Here is a 19,361-nt window from a genome sequence, read left to right as displayed (position 1 = left end):
GCTCACCCCGCCGGTCCCGGCGGATCGGCACGGTCGGACGGGTCGGCCCGGTGCGAGCGGGCGGCGCTGCCGGGAGTCGTACGTGTACGGGCGCGCCGTATGCGCCGCAGATACCCGTACGAGGCCAGCGCCCCCGCGACGGCCACCGTGACGACGGGCAGCACGAGGTCGGCGGTGGAGACGCCGTCCTCGTCGGCGCGCGGGCCCGCGGCGACCGGAGCGGGGTCCGCGGGTGCGGTCGCGCCCGCCGCCGGGGCGCCGGTGCTTCCCTCCGCGACCGGCGCCGACAGCCAGCCCAACGCCAACAGCCCCCCGGCGACGGCGTACGCCGCCCGTGCCCGGCTCCGGCTCGTCAGTGTCGTCACCTTTGGGAGCGTATGGCCCCCTGTGCGAGGACGCGAGCGGGCCGCCGCCACGGGGCGAGGCCTAAGGTACGCAGGGTTCGGGGGAGCGACGGAGGGGCGTGGGGGATGGACACGGGGCGAGGAATGCCGGGGCGGAACTGGGAGCCGCAACAGCCGCACATACCGGGGGACTTGGAACAGCCGGGCCGCTCAGAGAACTCTGCGAGAACGAAGCCGCCGGAGGAGCCGGAGCGCCCCGAGCAGTCGGAGTGGCCCGACGAGCCGGTGCCGTCCGGGCAGTCACAGCCGCCGGAGGAGCCGCTGCCACCCACGCCCCCGCAGGCGCCCGAAGGGCAGGAGACCCCCACCCGGCCGCAGGCGCCCGAGGGGTCGGATGAGCGTGCGGAGCCGGTGCCGCCCACGCACCCGCAGGCACCAGCCCAGCCCCAGGCGTCCGAAGAGCAGGAGCCCCTCACCCACCCGCAGGCGCCCGCTCAGCCGCAGGCGTCCGTCGGGACGGACGAGACCGGTGAGCCGGGAGGCCCAGGGGAGCCGGGCCCGGCGGCCGGCGCGGGTGGGGAGCCCGGAAGTGGCGGTGGGGACGGGGCGCGGTCCCGGGCCGGGTGGGCCAGGCGGGCGTGGGACGTGTGGCGGCGGCCGTCGCTGCGACGGCCCAAGCGCATCGCCCTCGTCCTCGCGCTCGTCCTGCTGCTCCCGCCCCTCGCGGCCGGTGTCGCCCTGCGCGTCAACTACGCCGGAGACCCGGCCGCCGGCACCCAGACCCGGAACCGGGACGCCCTGTGGCTCGGGCACGCCTGGGTCGACGGGCGGAAGCGGGACGCGGACGTCGAGGTGCTGGCGAGACGGCTGCGCGCCACCGGCATACGGGACCTGTACGTGCACGCCGGGCCGCTGGAGCACGACGGGACGCTGCCCGAGTCGGCCTACCCGAGGGCGCGTTGGCTCATCGAGGCCGTGCACCGGGAACTGCCCGGGGTACGCGTCCAGGCCTGGCTGGGCGACGCGCTCGCGAGCGAGGGGCCGCACGGGATGCGGCTGGAGCGCGCGGCGACCAGGGACGCCGTGGTGCGCTCCACCCGGCAGATCCTCACCGCCGGCTTCGACGGGGCCCACTTCGACCTGGAGCCCCTGCACTCGGGCGACCGGAACTACCTCGCGCTCCTCGACGACCTGCACCGGGTCACCCGCGCGCGGGGCGTGCCGCTGTCCGTCGCCGCCCACCAGATCGACCCGCTCCCGGCGGCCAACTCCGTCCGGGGCACCCTCACGGGCCACCCCAAGTGGTGGTCGCAGGCGTTCTTCGGGCAGGTCGCGCGACGGGTCGACCAGATCGCCGTCATGACGTACGACACCGCGCTGCCGCTGGAGAGCCTGTTCGGCGGCTATGTCGCCCAGCAGACCTCGCTCGCCCTGGAGGTCACCCCCGAGTCCACGGACCTGCTGATGGGACTGCCCTTCTTCCACGAGGACGACATGAGCCACCACGAGAACGCGGAGACGGTCGCGGCTGCCGTCCGGGGCACCCGCCTCGGCCTCTCCCGCACGGACCGCACCCGCGCCCGCTTCGGCGTGGCCCTCTACGTGGACTTCGCGGCCCGCGAGGAGGACTGGACGGCGTACCGGGAGGGCTGGGTCGGATGACGGCGGGCGGCCCGGACGTTCAGCTCCGCCGCCTGCCGATCTTGGAGCCGAGCCACACCAGCGGATCGTACTTGCGGTCCGCCGCGCGTTCCTTCAGGGGGATCAGGGCGTTGTCCGTGATCTTGATGCTCTCGGGGCAGACCTCCGTGCAGCACTTGGTGATGTTGCAGTAGCCGAGGCCGTGGTCGTCCTGGGCGCTGCGCTTGCGGTCCAGGCCGCTGTCCTCGGCGGCGTCCAGGGGGTGCATGTCCAGTTCGGCGACACGCATCAGGAAGCGCGGTCCGGCGAACGCCGGTTTGTTCTCCTCGTGGTCGCGCACGACATGGCAGGTGTCCTGGCACAGGAAGCACTCGATGCACTTGCGGAACTCCTGCGAGCGGTCCACGTCCTGCTGCTGCATCCGGTACTCGCCGGGGCCGAGCCCCGCGGGAGGCACGAACGCGGGCACCTCGCGCGCCTTCATGTAGTTGAAGCCGACGTCCGTCACCAGGTCGCGCACGACGGGGAACGCGCGCAGGGGCGTGACGGTGATCGTCTCCTCGCGGGTGAACACGGACATCCGCGTCATGCACATCAGCCGCGGCCGTCCGTTGATCTCCGCCGAGCACGAACCGCACTTGCCCGCCTTGCAGTTCCAGCGCACGGCGAGGTCGGGGGCCTGCGTCGCCTGGAGGCGGTGGACGATGTCGAGGACGACCTCGCCGTCGTTGACCTCGACCGTGAAGTCCTGGAGGTCACCGCCGCCGACGTCGCCGCGCCACACCTTGAAGCGGGCCTGATAGCTGCTCACTCGTACAGCTCCTCTTCGGCGAGGTACTTGACCAGCTCCTCCTTCTCGAAGAGGGCGAGCAGGTCGGGGCGGATGGGCTCGGTGGTGGTCCGGACGAGGTCGATCTGGCCGCGTACCGGGTCCGTGGCCGCCAGCCCGCCGGTCGGGTCGGTGAGCCGGCACAGCAGGTTCACGCGGCGCCACGCGCGGTCCATCGCCGGGTGGTCCTCACGCGTATGGCCGCCGCGCGACTCCGTCCGCTCCAGCGCGGCCCGTGCCACGCACTCGCTGACGAGGAGCATGTTGCGCAGGTCCAGGGCGAGGTGCCAGCCGGGGTTGAACTGCCGGTGGCCCTCGACTCCGGCGCGCCGCGCGCGTACCCGCAGGTCGGCGAGTTTCTCCAGCGCGGTCTCCATCTCCGCCTCGCGGCGGATGATGCCGACGAGGTCGTTCATCGTCTGCTGGAGCTCCTGGTGGAGGGTGTACGGGTTCTCCGGCGGGCGTCCGTTCTCCGGCCCCGGCTCGGGGCCCTCCGCGGAGAAGGGCCGCAGCGCCTCGGCGGCGGCCGCGTCGATCTGCAGGTCCTCCACGGCGGGACGGTCGCCGGCGAGCGCGGCGGCGTGCTCCGCCGCGTGCAGGCCCGCCCGGCGCCCGAAGACCAGCAGGTCGGAGAGGGAGTTGCCGCCCAGCCGGTTGGAGCCGTGCATGCCGCCGGCGACCTCACCGGCCGCGTACAGCCCCGGTACCCCGCGGGCCGCCGCTGTGTCCGACTCGACGGCGATGCCACCCATCACGTAGTGACAGGTCGGGCCGACCTCCATCGCCTCGGCGGTGATGTCGACGTCGGCCAGCTCCTTGAACTGGTGGTACATGGAGGGCAGTCGGCGCCGGATGACCTCGGCGGGCATGCGCGTGGAGACGTCCAGGAACACCCCGCCGTGCGGGGAGCCGCGGCCCGCCTTGACCTCCGCGTTGATGGCCCGCGCCACCTCGTCGCGGGGCAGCAGCTCGGGGGGCCGGCGGTTGTGGTCCGGGTCCTCGTACCAGCGGTCGCCCTCCTCCTCGGACTGGGCGTACTTCTCCTTGAAGACGTCGGGGATGTAATCGAACATGAAGCGCTTGCCCTCGGAGTTGCGCAGCACGCCGCCGTCGCCGCGCACCGACTCCGTCACGAGGATGCCCTTCACCGACGGCGGCCAGACCATGCCCGTCGGGTGGAACTGGACGAACTCCATGTTCAGCAGGGGTGCCCCGGCCAGGAGCGCGAGCGCGTGCCCGTCGCCGGTGTACTCCCACGAGTTCGACGTCACCTTGAAGGACTTGCCGATGCCGCCGGTCGCGATGACGACGGAGGGCGCTTCGAGGACGAAGAACCGGCCGGACTCGCGCTCGTAGCAGAAGGCGCCCGACACCCGGTCCTCGTCCTTCAGGATTCGTGTGACGGTGCACTCCTGATAGACCTTCAGGCGGGACTCGTAGTCGCCCGTCTCCCGGTGGTCCTCCTGCTGGAGGGAGACGATCTTCTGCTGAAGCGTGCGGATTAGTTCGAGGCCGGTCCGGTCGCCGACGTGCGCGAGGCGCGGGTACTCGTGCCCGCCGAAGTTGCGCTGCGAGATCCGCCCGTCGCCCGTGCGGTCGAAGAGGGCGCCCCACGTCTCCAGCTCCCACACCCGGTCCGGGGCCTCCTGCGCGTGCAGTTCGGCCATTCGCCACTGGTTGAGGAACTTGCCGCCGCGCATCGTGTCGCGGAAGTGCACCTGCCAGTTGTCGCCGGAGTTCACGTTGCCCATGGCGGCCGCGATGCCGCCCTCGGCCATCACCGTGTGCGCCTTGCCGAACAGCGACTTGCAGATCACGGCCGTGCGGGCGCCGCGTTCCCGGGCCTCGATGGCGGCCCTGAGCCCGGCGCCGCCGGCGCCGACCACCACGACGTCCCACTCCTGCCGGTCCACTACGGACATCAGAAAAACCTCGGATCGTCGAAGGCGCCGGACGCGACCAGGTACACGTAGAAGTCGGCGAGCGCGACACTCACCAACGAGGCCCAGGCCAGCGCCATGTGACGGGCGTTCAGCTTGCCGACCCACTGCCACATCCGGTAGCGCACGGGGTGCCGGGAGAAGTGCTTGAGCTTGCCGCCGACGATGTGCCGGCACGAGTGGCACGACAGGGTGTACGCCCAGATCAGCACGATGTTCACGAGGAAGACCAGGCTGCCGAGGCCCATGTGACCCCAGGCGTAGTCCTCGTCGCGGAAGGCGAGCACGGTGTCGTACGTGAGGATCCCGGCGACGACGATCGCCGCGTAGAAGAAGTACCGGTGGATGTTCTGCAGGACCAGCGGGAAGCGGGTCTCACCGGTGTACTTCTTGTGCGGCTCGGCCACCGCGCAGGCCGGCGGGCTCGCCCAGAAGCCACGGTAGTAGGCCTTGCGGTAGTAGTAGCAGGTCAGCCGGAAGCCGAGCGGGAAGATCAGGATGATGATGGCGGGCGAGAGCGCCCACCAGCTCCCGAAGACGTCCGCGTTCGGTCCGGAGTGCATGGTCTGGCACCGCTCGGCCAGACAGGGCGAGTAGAACGGCGACACGTACGGGGCGGAGTAGTAGTCGGTGTCCGCGAAGGCCCGCCAGGTCGAGTAGACGATGAAGGCCAGCAGCCCGGCCGCGGTGACGGCGGGCGCCAGCCACCAGCGGTCGGTCCGCAGATGCGGGGCGGCGATGGCGGCACGCGTGGGTGTCCGTACGCCGCCGCTGTCCTGATGGGGTTCCGTACCAGTGGTCAACTGTCGCTCCGGTCGGGGTCAGGGGGCGTGCCGGTCGCGGGCGCCGAGTCCCTCGTCGTCCGAATCGGTCCACAGGGAGCTGTCGTACGGGGTGTCGGGGATCGACAGCAGGTCGGGTCGCCGGGGTGCGGCCAGCGCCGGGGCGGCCTCCCGGAGCAGGGCGACGCTCTCGCGCAGGTGATCGGTGTCGGTGCGCACGCGGCGCATCTCCAGCCCCGCGCCTATCTGCTGTTCCAGTCGCCCCACCGACCTGGAGAGGTCGTCTAAGCAGCGCTGGACTGACGTCAAGTCGTCGTGCACGGACATGACTTGCCCTCACTTCCACGGGCTCTGCGGCCCAAGGCGGCAACGTTCATGCGCCTGCGAGTGTCGCGCGTCACACGAGCCCCTGTGAAGAGATCTGCACGGATTCCCGGCGCACACCCCACAAACGCGCCCCGCGCACGCCCAAGACACCACCCCCAGCACCACGCCCGCCCACCCACGAACCACAAGCCGCCATCGCACCCGCCCACGCCTGCCCACAGCTCAGCCGCCCACGGACCGCAAGTCGCCACCGCACCCGCCTGCCCCGCAGCTCGGCCCCACGGCCCGCAGTCGCCATCGCACCGGAGGGGCCGTGCCGGTACATCAAATGGCCGTCGAGACGGGGACGTACGCAACCGAGGAACGCTGGTGACGGGGGCCGACACCAACTACCGACGGCCGGATGTACCGGCACGGCCCCGCCCCACCCACCGGACGGAATGCGCCCACCCACCGGACCGAATGCGCCCCCACCGGACCGACGGCGCCCCACGCCCCCGAAACCGACGGCGAACAGCGCACTGGCCGCCCTCCACGGGGGCCGCCCCCGCAGGGGTATTGCGCCGCACGGGTGGGCTTCGGCCCCCTCACCGCCGTGTCGCGGCCCCGACGCCGCCCCGCTCCCCTTCAGTGGGCCGCATAGATCTGATCAGCTCCATATACCGCCAAACGTGATCAGAATCCGCACTGTCCTCCTGGCGGAGCGTCAGCGCGGCGAGACCCGGAGGTTGCAGTGATGTCCCACGACGGCATCGGACTGCGCGCGGTCATGCGCTCGGTCGCGTTTCTCACCGCGGGCGCACTCGCGGTGCCCGCCCTGGCCGCGTGCAGCGCGGAGGACCAGGCGGGCAAGCCCGTCGCCGGGCAGGACATCGCGCCCGCGTCCCGTGACCGGGTGGCCGACGGCGGCACCCTGCGCTGGGCGGTGGACGCCCTGCCCGAGACGCTGAACACCTTCCAGGCGGACGCCGACGCGGCGACCTCACGGATCGCGGGCGCCGTCCTGCCCTCCATGTACCGGACCGACGCCATGGGCCGCCCCGCACGGAACGCCGACTTCCTGGAGTCGGCCAAGATCGTCGAGCGCGAGCCCAAGCAGGTCGTCCTCTACAAGCTCAACCAGCAGGCGGTCTGGAGCAACGGCCGCGAGATCGGCGCCGCCGACTTCACCGCCCAGTGGCGGGCCCTGTCCGGCAAGGACACCGCGTACTGGACGGCCCGCAACGCGGGCTACGACCGCATCCAGAAGATCGAGCGCGGCGCCAACAACCTGGAGGTCCGCGTGACCTTCAGCCGCCCCTACGCCGACTGGAAGTCGCTCTTCTCCCCGCTGTACCCCAAGGACGTCATGGGGACCCCCGACACCTTCAACGACGGCGCCCGCCGCAAGCTGAAGGTGACCGCCGGCCCCTTCGCGCTGGGGAAGATCGACCGCGAGGACGGCGACGTCACCCTCACCCGCAACCCGCGCTGGTGGGGCCGCCCCACCAAGCTCTCCGAGCTGGTGCTGCGCGCCGTGCCGCGCGACCAGCGCGCCGCCGCCCTGAACTCCGAGAAGGTCGACCTCGCCGAGATCGACCCCGAGGAGGCCGGGCGGATCACCCGGGCCGCCGCCCCCGGCAGCCCCCCGCATCAGGGCCCGGCCGCCGCGGTGACCCCCGCCAAGGCGCTGCGCTCCTGGGCCGTCGCCCACGGCTCGGACGAGGAGGCCGCCCACGAGGAGGTCCTCGCCCGCAAGAAGCAGCGCAAGGCGGTCGCCAAGTACGCCGGACGGCAGGCGGCCCTGCGCGGGTTCGAGGTCCGCAAGTCGCTCGAACCCTCGTTCACCCAGCTCGCCCTCAACGGCTCCGACGGCCCGCTCGCCGACGAGCGCGTCCGGCGTGCCGTGGCCCGCGCCCTCGACCGCGAGGAGCTCGCCCGGGTGGTCCTCAAGCCGCTCGGCCTGCCCGCCGTCCCGGTCGGCAGCCACCTCGCGCTCTCCGGTCAGCTCGCCTACGCCGACAACAGCGGCACCCTCGGCGGCCAGGACACCGCGGAGGCCCGGGCGCTGCTCGCCGACGCGGGCTGGGTGCCCGGCGGCCCGGTGAAGGAGCAGCGCAAGCCGGAGAAGGCGGCCGGGTCCGAGGTGAAGAAGCCCGAGGACGAGGCGGGCTCCGGCGACGACGGCACGTACATCGTCGGCAGGGACGACAAGCCGCGGGGCGTGCTGTCCGAGGCCGACCGGGAGCAGAAGAAGGATGCCGGGAGCCACGCGAAGAAGCACGGCATGGACAAGCGGCGGAACGCGGACGACCAGGCCGCACGGCGTCTGGACGGCCGGTACCTGCGCGAGCACGGCAAGCAGGGCGGTGCACCGGGGGCGTACGCGCCCAAGGGGACGGCCGCCCCGGCGGGCGCCGCGGCCGGCGCGCTGGCCAAGGACGGCAAGCCACTGACCCTGCGCTTCGTGCTGCCCTCCGGTCCCGGCTCGGAGTCGCTGCGTGCCGTCGGCGAGCGGATCGCCCGGATGCTGGACCGCGTCGGCATCGGCACGGAGATCTCCAAGGTCTCCGACGACAGCTACTTCAAGGACCACATCGCGTCGGGCCAGTACGACCTGGCGCTCTACTCGTGGCCCGCCTCCGCCTTCCCGGCCACCGACGCCCGGCCCATCTACGCCAAGCCGGTCCCGGCCGCCGACGGTTCGCTCAACGTCGAGCAGAACTACACGCGGGTCGGCACCGACCAGGTCGACCAGCTCTTCGACCAGGCCATCGCGGAGCTCGACGAGGGTGAGTCGCGTGCCCTGGTGCGCAAGGCGGACGCCCGTATCTGGGCTGCCGCAGGATCGATTCCTCTCTATCAGCGCCCGCAGCTGACGGCCGCCCGCGTGAACCTGGCCAACGCCGGGGCGTTCGGTTTCCAGACGCCGGTCTACGAGGACATGGGGTTCCTGAAGAAGGGCGCGAAGCCCCAGGCCGGCCCGTCGAAGGGCTGATTCCGGGCGGCGCCGGGCGTCGCGCGGGCCGGGCCCCCGTGGCCCTGCGGAGGCCTCCTCCGTCAGGGCCACGTACCATGGGGTAAGGCCGTGGCGTGTTCAGCCCGGCAGGCCCCGCGCAGCGGAGGCCGTCCACTCACCCCGGGAGAAGCGCCTCAATATGGCTGTGACTGCAACGCGTCACGACATCCGCAACGTCGCCATCGTCGCCCACGTCGACCACGGCAAGACCACTCTGGTCGACGCCATGCTCAAGCAGGCCGGTGCCTTCGCCGCGCACGCCGCCGAGTCGCTCGACGACCGCATGATGGACTCGAACGACCTGGAGCGTGAGAAGGGCATCACGATCCTGGCCAAGAACACGGCGGTCAAGTACCACCCGAAGGATGGCGGCGACGTCATCACCATCAACATCATCGACACCCCCGGCCACGCCGACTTCGGCGGTGAGGTCGAGCGCGGCCTGTCGATGGTCGACGCGGTCGTGCTGCTGGTCGACGCCTCCGAGGGCCCGCTGCCGCAGACGCGCTTCGTGCTTCGCAAGGCCCTGCAGGCCCGGATGCCCGTCATCCTCTGCATCAACAAGACGGACCGTCCCGACTCCCGGATCGACGAGGTCGTCAACGAGACGTACGACCTGTTCCTGGACCTGGACGCGGACGAGGAGCAGATCGAGTTCCCGATCGTCTACGCCTGCGCGCGTGACGGCGTCGCCTCGCTGACCAAGCCGGAGGACGGCACCGTCCCGGCGGACAGCGACAGCCTGGAGCCCTTCTTCTCCACGATCCTCTCGCACGTCCCGGCTCCGCAGTACGACGAGGAGGCCCCCCTCCAGGCCCACGTCACGAACCTGGACGCCGACAACTTCCTCGGCCGTATCGCGCTGCTCCGCGTCGAGCAGGGCGAGCTGCGCAAGGGCCAGACCGTCACGTGGATCAAGCGCGACGGCACGATGTCCAACGTGCGCATCACCGAGCTGCTGATGACCGAGGCGCTCACCCGCAAGCCCGCGGAGAAGGCCGGCCCCGGTGACATCTGCGCCGTCGCCGGTATCCCGGACATCATGATCGGCGAGACCCTCGCCGACCCCGAGAACCCGATCGCGCTGCCGCTCATCACGGTCGACGAGCCGGCCATCTCGATGACCATCGGCACGAACACCTCGCCGCTGGTCGGCCGTGGCGCCACCGGCAAGGGCGCGGACAACAAGGCCGCGGTCAAGGACCGCAAGGTCACCGCCCGCCAGGTCAAGGACCGTCTGGACCGCGAGCTGATCGGTAACGTCTCGCTGCGCGTGCTCGACACCGAGCGCCCCGACGCCTGGGAGGTCCAGGGCCGCGGTGAGCTGGCGCTGGCGATCCTCGTCGAGCAGATGCGCCGTGAGGGCTTCGAGCTGACGATCGGCAAGCCGCAGGTGGTCACCCAGGTCATCGACGGCAAGGTGCACGAGCCCGTCGAGCGCATGACGATCGACGTCCCCGAGGAGCACATGGGCGCGGTCACGCAGCTCATGGGCGTCCGCAAGGGCCGGATGGACAACATGTCGAACCACGGGTCCGGCTGGGTCCGCCTGGAGTTCGTCGTCCCCTCCCGCGGCCTCATCGGCTTCCGTACCGAGTTCCTGACCGGTACGCGCGGCACGGGCATCGCGCACTCGATCCACGAGGGCCACGAGCCGTGGTTCGGCCCGCTGACGACCCGTAACAACGGTTCGCTGGTCGCCGACCGCTCCGGCGCCGTCACCGCGTTCGCGATGACGAACCTCCAGGAGCGCGGTGTCCTCTTCGTGGAGCCCGGCACCGAGGTGTACGAGGGCATGATCGTCGGCGAGAACTCCCGCGCCGACGACATGGACGTCAACATCACCAAGGAGAAGAAGCTCACCAACATGCGCTCGGCCGCCGCCGACTCCTTCGAGGCGATCGTCCCGCCGCGCAAGCTCTCCCTGGAGCAGTCCCTGGAGTTCTGCCGCGACGACGAGTGCGTCGAGGTGACCCCGGAGGCCGTCCGCATCCGCAAGGTGAACCTGGACGCGCGTGAGCGCGCCCGTTCGGCGAGCCGGGCCAAGCACGGCTGATCCGGCCCCCGGCAGCAGATCTCGGGCACCCCGCCTCGGCGGGGTGCCCGATGCCGTTGCGGGAGGCCCCCGGCGCCGTGGGCAACGTCACGCCGTGCCGGCCGCGCAGCCGGGACCGCGGTGGACGCGGGGACCTGGGGGAGCCGAGCCGGGACGGAGGGGGGCTGGAGAAGGGATAGGGAAAACCCTTCATTGTGGGCGAGAAAGCCCTGAAGGCGGCCGCTTCGCACTACCCTGCAGACCACATGCATCTCGTCCGGGCGGACGGCGCACATCAGGCGCCGCTCGCTCCCGCGGACGTGATCGCCCGTTCACCGAACGGCCCGGCCGTACAGGCGCGTTGGCCGCGTGACGGGCACAGGGTCACCGCCGATCGCGGCGTGCGGGCACGCCGATGGCCCCCCACGCACAGCGGCCAGGTTAGCCGCAACCGGTTTTTCGAGCCCATGCGTCCGGAATACGGACACCTGCCACCGATAGATGTGTAACAAGTCCGTTTCGCAGGGATCTTTCAGCAAACCCTTTGTCCGGATTTTGGAAGAAGTAGGCGGCAGGTGTGATCGAACCGAGACCTTGGGAGTGTGGTCGGCTCCTGGCCCATGGCAGATAGTTAGGCGCGTAGAGCTCGGTCAACGGGTCACGCGCTGCAGCCGGCGCCGACCTCACGAGCGCGGGGGAGCACGAACACCTTGTCCGTCCAACGTGTCGGTGGTGTGACCGGTGCTCCCTTTTGCGGTGAACCAATGGACTCATGAGGAGGAACCCATGCGCGGTGCCAAGAGCGCCAAGTGGGTCGCGATAGCCGCGGTTGTGGCGCTGGGCGCGACCGCCTGTGGTGGTAGCGATGGTGACAGCGGCAAGGAAAACAAGGCCGCGGTCGACCCGAACGGTAAGTTCTCGGTCGAGGTGGGCGAGCCGCAGAACCCGCTGCAGCCTGCCAACACCATGGAGTCCAACGGCAGCATCGTCATCAATGCCCTGTTCTCTCAGCTCGTCGATTACGACGAGAAGGGCAACATCGTCATGGTGAACGCCGAGTCGGTGGACACCAAGGACAACAAGACCTACACGGTCAAGCTGAAGGCCGGCTGGAAGTTCCACGACGGCACCCCGGTGACCGCGGACTCCTACGTGAAGTCCTGGAACTGGTCTGCGAACATCAAGAACAAGCAGACCAACAGCTTCTGGTTCTCGGACATCAAGGGCTACGACGACGTCGCCCCGGCCAAGGGCTCCCCGAAGGCCGACAGCATGTCCGGCCTGAAGGTCGTCGACGACAGCACCTTCACCATCACGCTCTCGAAGCCGATCCCGTACTACGTGTACAAGCTCGGCTACGAGACCTTCTCGCCGCTCCCGGAGTCCTTCTTCAAGGACCCGAAGGCCGCGGGCGAGAAGCCGGTCGGCAACGGCCCCTACAAGTTCGTCAGCTGGCAGCACAAGAAGCAGATCGAAGTTGCCAAGTACGCGGACTACCAGGGTCCCGACAAGGCCAAGAACGGCGGTGTGGTCTTCAAGAACTACACCAACCTCGAGACGGCCTACGAGGACCTGAAGTCCGGCAACGTCGACGTCCTGCGTCAGATCGCGCCCAAGGACCTGCCCGTCTACAAGACGGACCTCGGCGACCGTGCCGTGGACAAGGCCTACTCCGCGATCCAGACCATCGCCCCGGCCTTCTACACCAAGCAGTGGAAGGACATCGACCCCAAGGTCCTGCAGGGCCTGTCGATGGCGATCGACCGCGACACCATCACGAAGACCGTGCTCCAGGGCACCCGTGAGCCGGCCACCGGCTGGGTCGCCAAGGGCGTCCTCGGCTACGAGCCGAACGCCGGCGGCGACGTCTTCAAGTACGACGCCGCCAAGGCCAAGTCCCTCATCAAGGAGGGTGGCGGCGTCCCGGGCAACAAGATCTCCATCCAGTACAACGCGGACGGCGGTCACAAGGAGTGGGTGGAGGCGGTCTGCAACTCCATCACCAAGGCCACGGGCGTCAAGTGCGTGGGCGACTCCAAGGCCGACTTCCAGGCCGACCTCAACGCCCGTGACGGGCAGGAGGTCAAGTCCATGTACCGCAGTGGCTGGGTGCTGGACTTCCCGATGAACGCCAACTTCATCCGGGACCTCTTCGGCTCCAAGTCGGACGGCAACCAGAGCGGCTTCTCCAACAAGAAGATCGACGAGGAGATCGCTGCCGCTGACAGCGCCTCGTCGCTCGAGGACTCGGAGAAGAAGTACCAGGAGATCGAGAAGCAGCTCCCGGAGTACATGCCGAGCATTCCGCTCTGGTACTACAAGGTCAACGCGGGCTACTCGGACAAGGTCACCGGCGTCGAGTACGCCCAGGACGGCGACCCGATCCTGACCGGCGTTCAGGTCAAGAAGTAACCGCAATCAGTCCGCGAACCGGGTACGGCGCCGCCTCGTGCGCCGTGCCCGGCATGCGGCAGCGGCTGGGGGGCCCTTTCCACACGCATCAGTCACGGGTGCGCGAGGAAAGGGCCCGTCGGCTGCCGCTGTAACCGACATGGAGGCACGATGGGGCGCTACGTCGCACGACGACTGCTCCAGATGATCCCGGTGTTCTTCGGGACAACCCTGCTGATCTTCCTCATGGTCTACGCCCTGCCCGGCGATCCCGTGCGAGGGCTCTTCGGCGACAAGGGCGGCAGCCCGCAGGTGATCGCCGCGCTGCGTCATGAGTACGGCCTGGATCAGAACATCTTTCTGCAGTACTACCACTACATGAAGGGCATCCTTCTGCACGCCGACTTCGGCACGCAGATCGCCTCCGGCCGTCCGGTCACGGACGTCCTCGGCGATGCCTTCCCGGTGACCCTCCGACTGGCCTCGCTGGCCTTCGTGATCGAGGTCATCGCGGGAATCACCCTCGGCGTCGCGGCAGGCCTGCGCGCCGGGCGGATCACCGACAACGTGGCCCTGCTGGTCTCGCTGCTGCTGATCTCGGTCCCGGTCTTCGTCCTCGGGTTCATCCTCAAGGCCGTCTTCGCGTTCAACCTCGGCTGGCTCAAGCCGAACGTCAACGACGCGACGAACTACAACGAGTTGCTGATGCCGGCCATTGTGCTGGCCGCCGCGTCACTGGCGTACGTGACCCGTCTGACCCGGACCTCCGTCGCCGAGAACGTGCGCGCCGACTACATCCGCACCGCCGTCGCCAAGGGCCTGCCCCGGCGCCGAGTGGTGGGCGTCCACCTCATGCGCAACTCGCTGATCCCCGTGGTCACCTACCTGGGCACCGACATCGGTGCGCTGATGGGCGGCGCGGTCGTCACCGAGGGCCTGTTCAACATCCACGGCGTGGGCGGCACGATCTACGAGTCCATCGTGCGCCGTGAGGGCACGACCCTCGTGGGCCTGGTGACGATCCTCGTCCTCGTGTACCTGCTCGCCAACCTGCTCGTCGACCTGCTCTACGCGGTCCTTGACCCGAGGATTCGCTATGCCTGACGTGACCAAGACCGACGTCAAGACCGGCGCGATCGACCCGGTGGGCGGCACGCCCTCCATGACGCCGCACGCCGCCGAGGCCAAGCCGGAGAAGACCCGCAGCCTGTGGGGCGACGCCTGGGCCGACCTGCGGCGCAGCTGGATCTTCATCATCTCCAGCGTGCTGATCCTGGTCCTGCTGCTCATCACCTTCTTCCCCGGGTGGTTCACCAGCGAGGACCCGATCCTCGGCGACCTGTCCAAGCACTACCTGCAGAAGCCGCGGCTGAGCGACGTCGGTTCGCCGGACTGGCTCGGCTACGACCAGCAGGGCCGCAGCGTCTACGCCCGCGCCATCTACGGCGCCCGCGCCTCCATAGCCGTCGGCTTCGGCACCACCGTCGTCGTCACGCTCCTCGGCGGCCTGGTCGGCATGATCTCCGGCTACTTCGGCGGTCTGATCGACTCGTTCATGTCCCGGGTGACGGACGTCTTCTTCGGCATCCCGTTCCTGCTCGGCACCATGGTCATCCTGAACTCCTTCACGAACCGGACGACCTGGGTCGTCATCGGGGCGCTGGGCTTCTTCGGCTGGACGCAGGTCGCCCGCGTGATGCGCGGCGCGGTCATCACCACCAAGCAGGCCGACTACGTGCAGGCGGCCAAGGCGCTCGGCGCGAGCACTCCGAGGATCATGTTCCGGCACATCCTGCCGAACACCCTCGCACCCGTGATCGTCGTCGCCACCATCTCGCTCGGTGTCTACATCTCCGCCGAGGCGACGCTGTCCTTCCTGGGCCTCGGCCTCGACGGCGTCTCGTGGGGCAACGACATCTCCGGCGGCGGCAACCAGATCCGCGTCGCCCAGTGGATCATGCTCTACCCGTCGATCCTGCTCAGCATCACGGTGCTGGCTTTCATCATGCTCGGTGAGGCCGTACGCAACGCCCTCGACCCGAAGATGCGCTGAGGGAGGCGTACGTGACCATCATCGAAGAAGCAACCGTGCCCTCGCCGCGCGGCACCGACGACGGGCCCCTGCTCGAAGTGCGGGACCTGCACGTCGAGTTCCACACCCGCGAGGGCACCGTCAAGGCCGTCAACGGCGTCAACTACAGCGTGTCCGCCGGTGAGACGCTCGCCGTCCTCGGTGAGTCGGGCTCCGGCAAGTCGGTGACGGCGCAGGCCGTCATGGGCATCCTCGACATGCCGCCGGCCAGGATCCCGCAGGGCGAGATCCTGTTCCGCGGCCAGGACATGCTCAAGATGTCCGGCGAGGAGCGCCGCCGGATCCGCGGCCAGAAGATCGCCATGATCTTCCAGGACGCGCTCAGCTCGCTCAACCCCGTGCTCAGCGTGGGGTACCAGCTCGGCGAGATGTTCCGCGTCCACCAGGGCCTGTCCAAGAAGGACGCCAAGGCCAAGGCGATCGAGCTGATGGACCGGGTGAAGATCCCGGCCTCCGCGGCCCGGGTGAACGACTACCCGCACCAGTTCTCCGGCGGTATGCGCCAGCGCATCATGATCGCCATGGCGCTGGCCCTGGAGCCGGACCTGATCATCGCCGACGAGCCCACCACGGCTCTCGACGTGACCGTCCAGGCCCAGGTCATGGACCTGCTCGCGGAGCTCCAGCGCGAGTACAACATGGGGCTGATCCTGATCACCCACGACCTCGGCGTGGTCGCCGACGTCGCGGACAAGATCGCCGTCATGTACGCGGGCCGGATCGTCGAGCGCGCCCCGGTGCACGAGCTGTACAAGCGGCCCGCGCACCCCTACACGCGGGGTCTGCTCGACTCGATCCCGCGCCTGGACCAGAAGGGCCAGGAGCTGTACGCGATCAAGGGTCTGCCGCCGAACCTGCTGCGGATCCCGACGGGTTGTGCCTTCAACCCGCGCTGCCCCAAGGCGCAGGACATCTGCCGCACGGACGAGCCGGCCCTCTTCCCGGTCACCGAGCTCGACGGCGGCGAACTGCCCGGCCGGGCCTCCGCGTGCCACTTCTGGAAGGAGACGCTCCATGGCTGAGCTCAGCAAGAACCACGAGCCGCAGGACGCCACGCCGAACGTCTCCGACGTCGAGATCGTGGACGCCCACTCCGAGACGGAGGCGGTCGCCGCCATCGAGGCGCCCGTCGAGCGGGGCGAGCCGATCCTCCAGGTGCGCAACCTGGTGAAGCACTTCCCGCTCACCCAGGGCATCCTCTTCAAGAAGCAGATCGGCGCGGTCAAGGCCGTCGACGGCATCTCCTTCGACCTGTACCAGGGCGAGACCCTGGGCATCGTGGGCGAGTCCGGCTGCGGCAAGTCCACCGTGGCCAAGCTCCTGATGACCCTGGAGCGGGCCACCGCGGGCGAGGTCTTCTACAAGGGCCAGGACATCACCAAGCTGTCCGGGCGCGCGCTGAAGGCCGTGCGGCGCAACATCCAGATGGTCTTCCAGGACCCGTACACCTCGCTCAACCCGCGTATGACGGTGGGCGACATCATCGGTGAGCCCTTCGACATCCACCCCGAGGTGGCACCGAAGGGCGACCGGCGGCGCCGGGTCCAGGACCTGCTGGACGTGGTCGGGCTCAACCCCGAGTACATCAACCGCTATCCGCACCAGTTCTCGGGCGGTCAGCGCCAGCGCATCGGCATCGCCCGCGGCCTTGCGCTCAACCCCGAGATCATCATCTGCGACGAGCCGGTGTCGGCGCTGGACGTGTCGGTGCAGGCGCAGGTCATCAACCTGATGGAGCGGCTGCAGGACGAGTTCAACCTGTCGTACCTCTTCATCGCGCACGACCTGTCGATCGTGCGGCACATCTCCGACCGCGTCGGCGTGATGTACCTCGGCCGGATGGCGGAGATCGGCACGGACGAGCAGATCTACGACCACCCGACGCACCCGTACACGCAGGCGCTGCTGTCGGCCGTGCCGGTGCCGGACCCGGAGGCGCGCGAGCACCGGGACCGGATCATCCTGAGCGGCGACGTGCCCTCGCCGGCGAACCCGCCGTCGGGCTGCCGCTTCCGCACCCGCTGCTGGAAGGCGCAGGCGAAGTGCGCCCAGGAGGAGCCGCTGCTGGCGGTGCCCGAGCTCTTCAAGGGCGTGGACACCCCGGCGGCGCACGAGTCGGCGTGCCACTTCGCCGAGGAGAAGGACGTCGTGCACGCCGTCTGATCCCGCACCCCGTCCCACCCGACCGGTTCCCGGCCCCGCCTCGCGGTGCCGGGAACCGGCGTCTCGGGGCCCGGGGAAGCCGGTCCCGCACGGCTCCCTCAGCGGACAACGCGTCCGCGCAGCACGACGCGTCGGGGCCGGCGCAGCGTGCCGGGGTCCAGCCGCGGGTCCGCGTCGTACACGGTGACGTCCGCGAGGCCGCCCTCGGTCAGGCCGCTCAGCCCGAGGAAGGCGCGCGCGGTCCAGCTCGCGGCGCCGACCGCCGAGTGCGCCGGCAGCCCGGCGGCGATCAGGTGCTCCACCTCGGTGGCGACGTTGCCGAACGGCGCCGAGTCCGTCCCGGCGAGGACGGTGACCCCCGCGTCGTACGCCTCCCGGACCCGGCGCACCATCGTGCGGTGCCCCTCGCGCCAGAGCCGGTCCCGGGCGGTGCCGCCGGTGCGCAGCGGCGCGCTCCCGGCGAAGGCGGTGAGGGTCGGCACGTAGGCCGTGCCGTGCGCCGCCATGAGCGCGACGCACTCCTGCGGCATGCCCATCCCGTGCTCGACGGAGTCGACGCCCGCGCGGGCCGCGCCGAGCACGCCCTCGGCGGACTGGCAGTGCACGGCGACCCGGCCGCCCGCCGCGTGCACGCCTTCGACGACCGCCCGCAGCAGCTCGTACGGGACCGGGGCGGCCTCGAAGTCCCAGTCGCCCATGAGCTTGCACCAGCCGTCGTGGGCCCTGGCCTCCGCGACCGCCGACGCGACGAGGTCGTCCGTGACCGTGTGGAACGCGGCGGTCCTGGAGAGCCCGGCCCAGGCCAGCCAGCGGCCCGCGGTGATCATCCGGGGCGCGTCGGGGGCCTCGCGCAAGGCCGCGGGCACCTCGCCCAGCAGTCCGGGGAAGCGCAGCGCCGTCGTGCCCGCCTCGCGGTGCGCGGCGATGTGCTCGGTGAAGAGGACGGGGTCGAAGGAGAGGTCACCGGCGTCGTCCCCCGAGCCCGGGTGGGTGTGCACGTCGACGAGTCCCGGCAGCAGGAAGCCGCCGTCGGCGACGGTGACGACGTCGGCGGCGCCGGCGGGGCGGACGAAGGTGACGCGGTCCCCGAGCAGCCAGAGGTCGCGCGGTTCGCCGTCGGGCAGCACGGTGCCGCGCAGGTGGAGGATCATCCCGGCAGTCTGTCCCGGCGGGCGGGCGCGGCCAAGTCCCCGCCGCCGTGCCCATATTCGGTCGACAGCGGCCGGGCGGGCGGGGATGCTTCACCCCGATGACGCGAACCGACACGCCTCCCGCCTGGGACGAGCGCTCACAGCTGACCACCTTCCTCGACTACGCCCGTGACACGGCGCGGGCCAAGTGCGAGGACGTCTCCCCGGAGAACGCCCGCCGGGCCCCGCTGCCCGGCTCCCCGCTCATGACCCTGTGCGGACTGATCAGCCATCTGCGGTGGGTCGAGTACTACTGGTTCCAGGTGGTGTTCCTCGGGGAGGACGACCAGGGCCCGTGGACGGACGAGGAACCCGACCGCGAGATGAGCATGGCCGTCGACGTGCCGCTCGCGCAGCTCCTCACGGAGTACGCGGAGCAGAGCGCCCGCTACCGGGAACTGGTCGCCGGGCACAGCCTGGACGACACGGCGAAGCGCGCGGGCCGGGACGACCGGCACTTCGACCTCAGGTGGATCCTGCTGCACCTGATCGAGGAGACCGCCCGGCACAACGGCCATCTCGACATCCTGCGCGAACTGCTCGACGGCCGCACGGGCTCGTAGCGGCCCCTCCTCGGCCCTCCTCCACGGGCTCCGCAGAACAGACCACCAGGAACCGCCGGCCCGCAC

15 protein-coding genes are annotated in these 19,361 nt (G+C 70.3%); 9 read left to right on the top strand and 6 right to left on the bottom strand.

Features of this window, described 5'->3' with window-relative positions; translation table 11 throughout:
* Window positions 1–2 precede the first annotated feature (2 nt).
* Window positions 3–365 (bottom strand): hypothetical protein, encoded by a 363-nt coding sequence (locus ACZ4VA_RS29910; protein WP_356171776.1) that lies wholly within the window; start codon window positions 363–365, stop codon window positions 3–5.
* Window positions 366–755: 390 nt separating this feature from the next.
* Between ACZ4VA_RS29910 and ACZ4VA_RS29905 the strand changes: the two genes are divergently transcribed.
* Window positions 756–2,006, top strand: a complete 1,251-nt coding sequence (locus ACZ4VA_RS29905; RefSeq protein WP_468083145.1) for a glycoside hydrolase family 18 protein — start codon at window positions 756–758, stop codon at window positions 2,004–2,006.
* Between the two features lie 19 nt (window positions 2,007–2,025).
* On the opposite strand, the gene ACZ4VA_RS29900 is transcribed toward ACZ4VA_RS29905, so the two are convergent.
* The 4 genes from ACZ4VA_RS29900 to ACZ4VA_RS29885 are packed head-to-tail and all read right to left on the bottom strand — an operon-like array spanning window position 2,026 to window position 5,863.
* On the bottom strand, window positions 2,026–2,796 hold the full coding sequence (locus ACZ4VA_RS29900; protein ID WP_468083143.1) for a succinate dehydrogenase/fumarate reductase iron-sulfur subunit: 771 nt from the start codon (window positions 2,794–2,796) through the stop codon (window positions 2,026–2,028).
* A complete protein-coding gene (locus tag ACZ4VA_RS29895; RefSeq protein ID WP_468083141.1) occupies window positions 2,793–4,736 on the bottom strand; it encodes a fumarate reductase/succinate dehydrogenase flavoprotein subunit in 1,944 nt (647 codons plus the stop codon). Before ACZ4VA_RS29895 ends, ACZ4VA_RS29900 begins: the two co-directional genes overlap by 4 nt.
* The gene (locus ACZ4VA_RS29890; protein WP_355789209.1) at window positions 4,736–5,557 is read right to left on the bottom strand and encodes a hypothetical protein; all 822 of its coding nucleotides are present in this window, start codon (window positions 5,555–5,557) and stop codon (window positions 4,736–4,738) included. Before ACZ4VA_RS29890 ends, ACZ4VA_RS29895 begins: the two co-directional genes overlap by 1 nt.
* An 18-nt stretch (window positions 5,558–5,575) precedes the next feature.
* Window positions 5,576–5,863, bottom strand: coding sequence for a hypothetical protein (locus ACZ4VA_RS29885; protein WP_355789206.1), 288 nt, complete (start codon window positions 5,861–5,863; stop codon window positions 5,576–5,578).
* A gap of 736 nt (window positions 5,864–6,599) precedes the next feature.
* On the opposite strand from ACZ4VA_RS29885, the gene ACZ4VA_RS29880 reads away from it, so the two are divergent.
* The 7 genes from ACZ4VA_RS29880 to ACZ4VA_RS29850 all read left to right on the top strand — a co-directional run bounded on the left by ACZ4VA_RS29880 (window position 6,600) and on the right by ACZ4VA_RS29850 (window position 17,542).
* Entirely contained in the window at window positions 6,600–8,840 is a 2,241-nt protein-coding gene (locus ACZ4VA_RS29880) for an ABC transporter family substrate-binding protein (protein WP_355781906.1), read from the top strand.
* Window positions 8,841–9,000: 160 nt separating this feature from the next.
* Window positions 9,001–10,917: a translational GTPase TypA gene (typA, locus tag ACZ4VA_RS29875; RefSeq protein ID WP_355781903.1), complete on the top strand. Its 1,917-nt coding sequence runs from the start codon at window positions 9,001–9,003 to the stop codon at window positions 10,915–10,917.
* Between the two features lie 765 nt (window positions 10,918–11,682).
* Window positions 11,683–13,308, top strand: coding sequence for a peptide ABC transporter substrate-binding protein (locus ACZ4VA_RS29870; protein ID WP_355781900.1), 1,626 nt, complete (start codon window positions 11,683–11,685; stop codon window positions 13,306–13,308).
* Between the two features lie 150 nt (window positions 13,309–13,458).
* Window positions 13,459–14,391, top strand: coding sequence for an ABC transporter permease (locus ACZ4VA_RS29865; protein WP_355781897.1), 933 nt, complete (start codon window positions 13,459–13,461; stop codon window positions 14,389–14,391).
* Window positions 14,384–15,340, top strand: a complete 957-nt coding sequence (locus ACZ4VA_RS29860; RefSeq protein ID WP_355781893.1) for an ABC transporter permease — start codon at window positions 14,384–14,386, stop codon at window positions 15,338–15,340. Before ACZ4VA_RS29865 ends, ACZ4VA_RS29860 begins: the two co-directional genes overlap by 8 nt.
* A gap of 11 nt (window positions 15,341–15,351) precedes the next feature.
* Window positions 15,352–16,401: an ABC transporter ATP-binding protein gene (locus ACZ4VA_RS29855; protein ID WP_355781890.1), complete on the top strand. Its 1,050-nt coding sequence runs from the start codon at window positions 15,352–15,354 to the stop codon at window positions 16,399–16,401.
* The gene (locus ACZ4VA_RS29850) at window positions 16,394–17,542 is read left to right on the top strand and encodes an ABC transporter ATP-binding protein (RefSeq protein WP_402380147.1); all 1,149 of its coding nucleotides are present in this window, start codon (window positions 16,394–16,396) and stop codon (window positions 17,540–17,542) included. The genes ACZ4VA_RS29855 and ACZ4VA_RS29850 overlap by 8 nt, the downstream gene beginning before the upstream one ends.
* 98 nt (window positions 17,543–17,640) lie before the next feature.
* On the opposite strand, the gene ACZ4VA_RS29845 is transcribed toward ACZ4VA_RS29850, so the two are convergent.
* A complete protein-coding gene (locus ACZ4VA_RS29845; protein ID WP_468083136.1) occupies window positions 17,641–18,693 on the bottom strand; it encodes an amidohydrolase family protein in 1,053 nt (350 codons plus the stop codon).
* A gap of 98 nt (window positions 18,694–18,791) precedes the next feature.
* On the opposite strand from ACZ4VA_RS29845, the gene ACZ4VA_RS29840 reads away from it, so the two are divergent.
* Window positions 18,792–19,295 carry a DinB family protein gene (locus ACZ4VA_RS29840; RefSeq protein ID WP_355795518.1) on the top strand — a complete coding sequence of 168 codons (504 nt, stop codon included), beginning with the start codon at window positions 18,792–18,794 and terminating at the stop codon, window positions 19,293–19,295.
* Window positions 19,296–19,361: the final 66 nt, after the last annotated feature.

Source organism: Streptomyces sp. NPDC028308 (assembly GCF_055565855.1).
Note: the sequence above shows the minus strand (reverse complement) of the source record. Positions and strands in the feature narration are given on the sequence as shown.

Excerpts from the sequence above, each read along its gene's own strand:
- ACZ4VA_RS29895 (WP_468083141.1), bottom strand. The coding sequence starts at position 4,736 with ATGTCCGTAGTGGACCGGCAGGAGTGGGACGTCGTGGTGGTCGGCGCC.
- ACZ4VA_RS29885 (WP_355789206.1), bottom strand. The coding sequence starts at position 5,863 with ATGTCCGTGCACGACGACTTGACGTCAGTCCAGCGCTGCTTAGACGAC.
- ACZ4VA_RS29880 (WP_355781906.1), top strand. The coding sequence starts at position 6,600 with ATGTCCCACGACGGCATCGGACTGCGCGCGGTCATGCGCTCGGTCGCG.
- typA (WP_355781903.1), top strand. The coding sequence starts at position 9,001 with ATGGCTGTGACTGCAACGCGTCACGACATCCGCAACGTCGCCATCGTC.
- ACZ4VA_RS29870 (WP_355781900.1), top strand. The coding sequence starts at position 11,683 with ATGCGCGGTGCCAAGAGCGCCAAGTGGGTCGCGATAGCCGCGGTTGTG.
- ACZ4VA_RS29865 (WP_355781897.1), top strand. The coding sequence starts at position 13,459 with ATGGGGCGCTACGTCGCACGACGACTGCTCCAGATGATCCCGGTGTTC.
- ACZ4VA_RS29860 (WP_355781893.1), top strand. The coding sequence starts at position 14,384 with ATGCCTGACGTGACCAAGACCGACGTCAAGACCGGCGCGATCGACCCG.
- ACZ4VA_RS29850 (WP_402380147.1), top strand. The coding sequence starts at position 16,394 with ATGGCTGAGCTCAGCAAGAACCACGAGCCGCAGGACGCCACGCCGAAC.
- ACZ4VA_RS29845 (WP_468083136.1), bottom strand. The coding sequence starts at position 18,693 with ATGATCCTCCACCTGCGCGGCACCGTGCTGCCCGACGGCGAACCGCGC.
- ACZ4VA_RS29840 (WP_355795518.1), top strand. The coding sequence starts at position 18,792 with ATGACGCGAACCGACACGCCTCCCGCCTGGGACGAGCGCTCACAGCTG.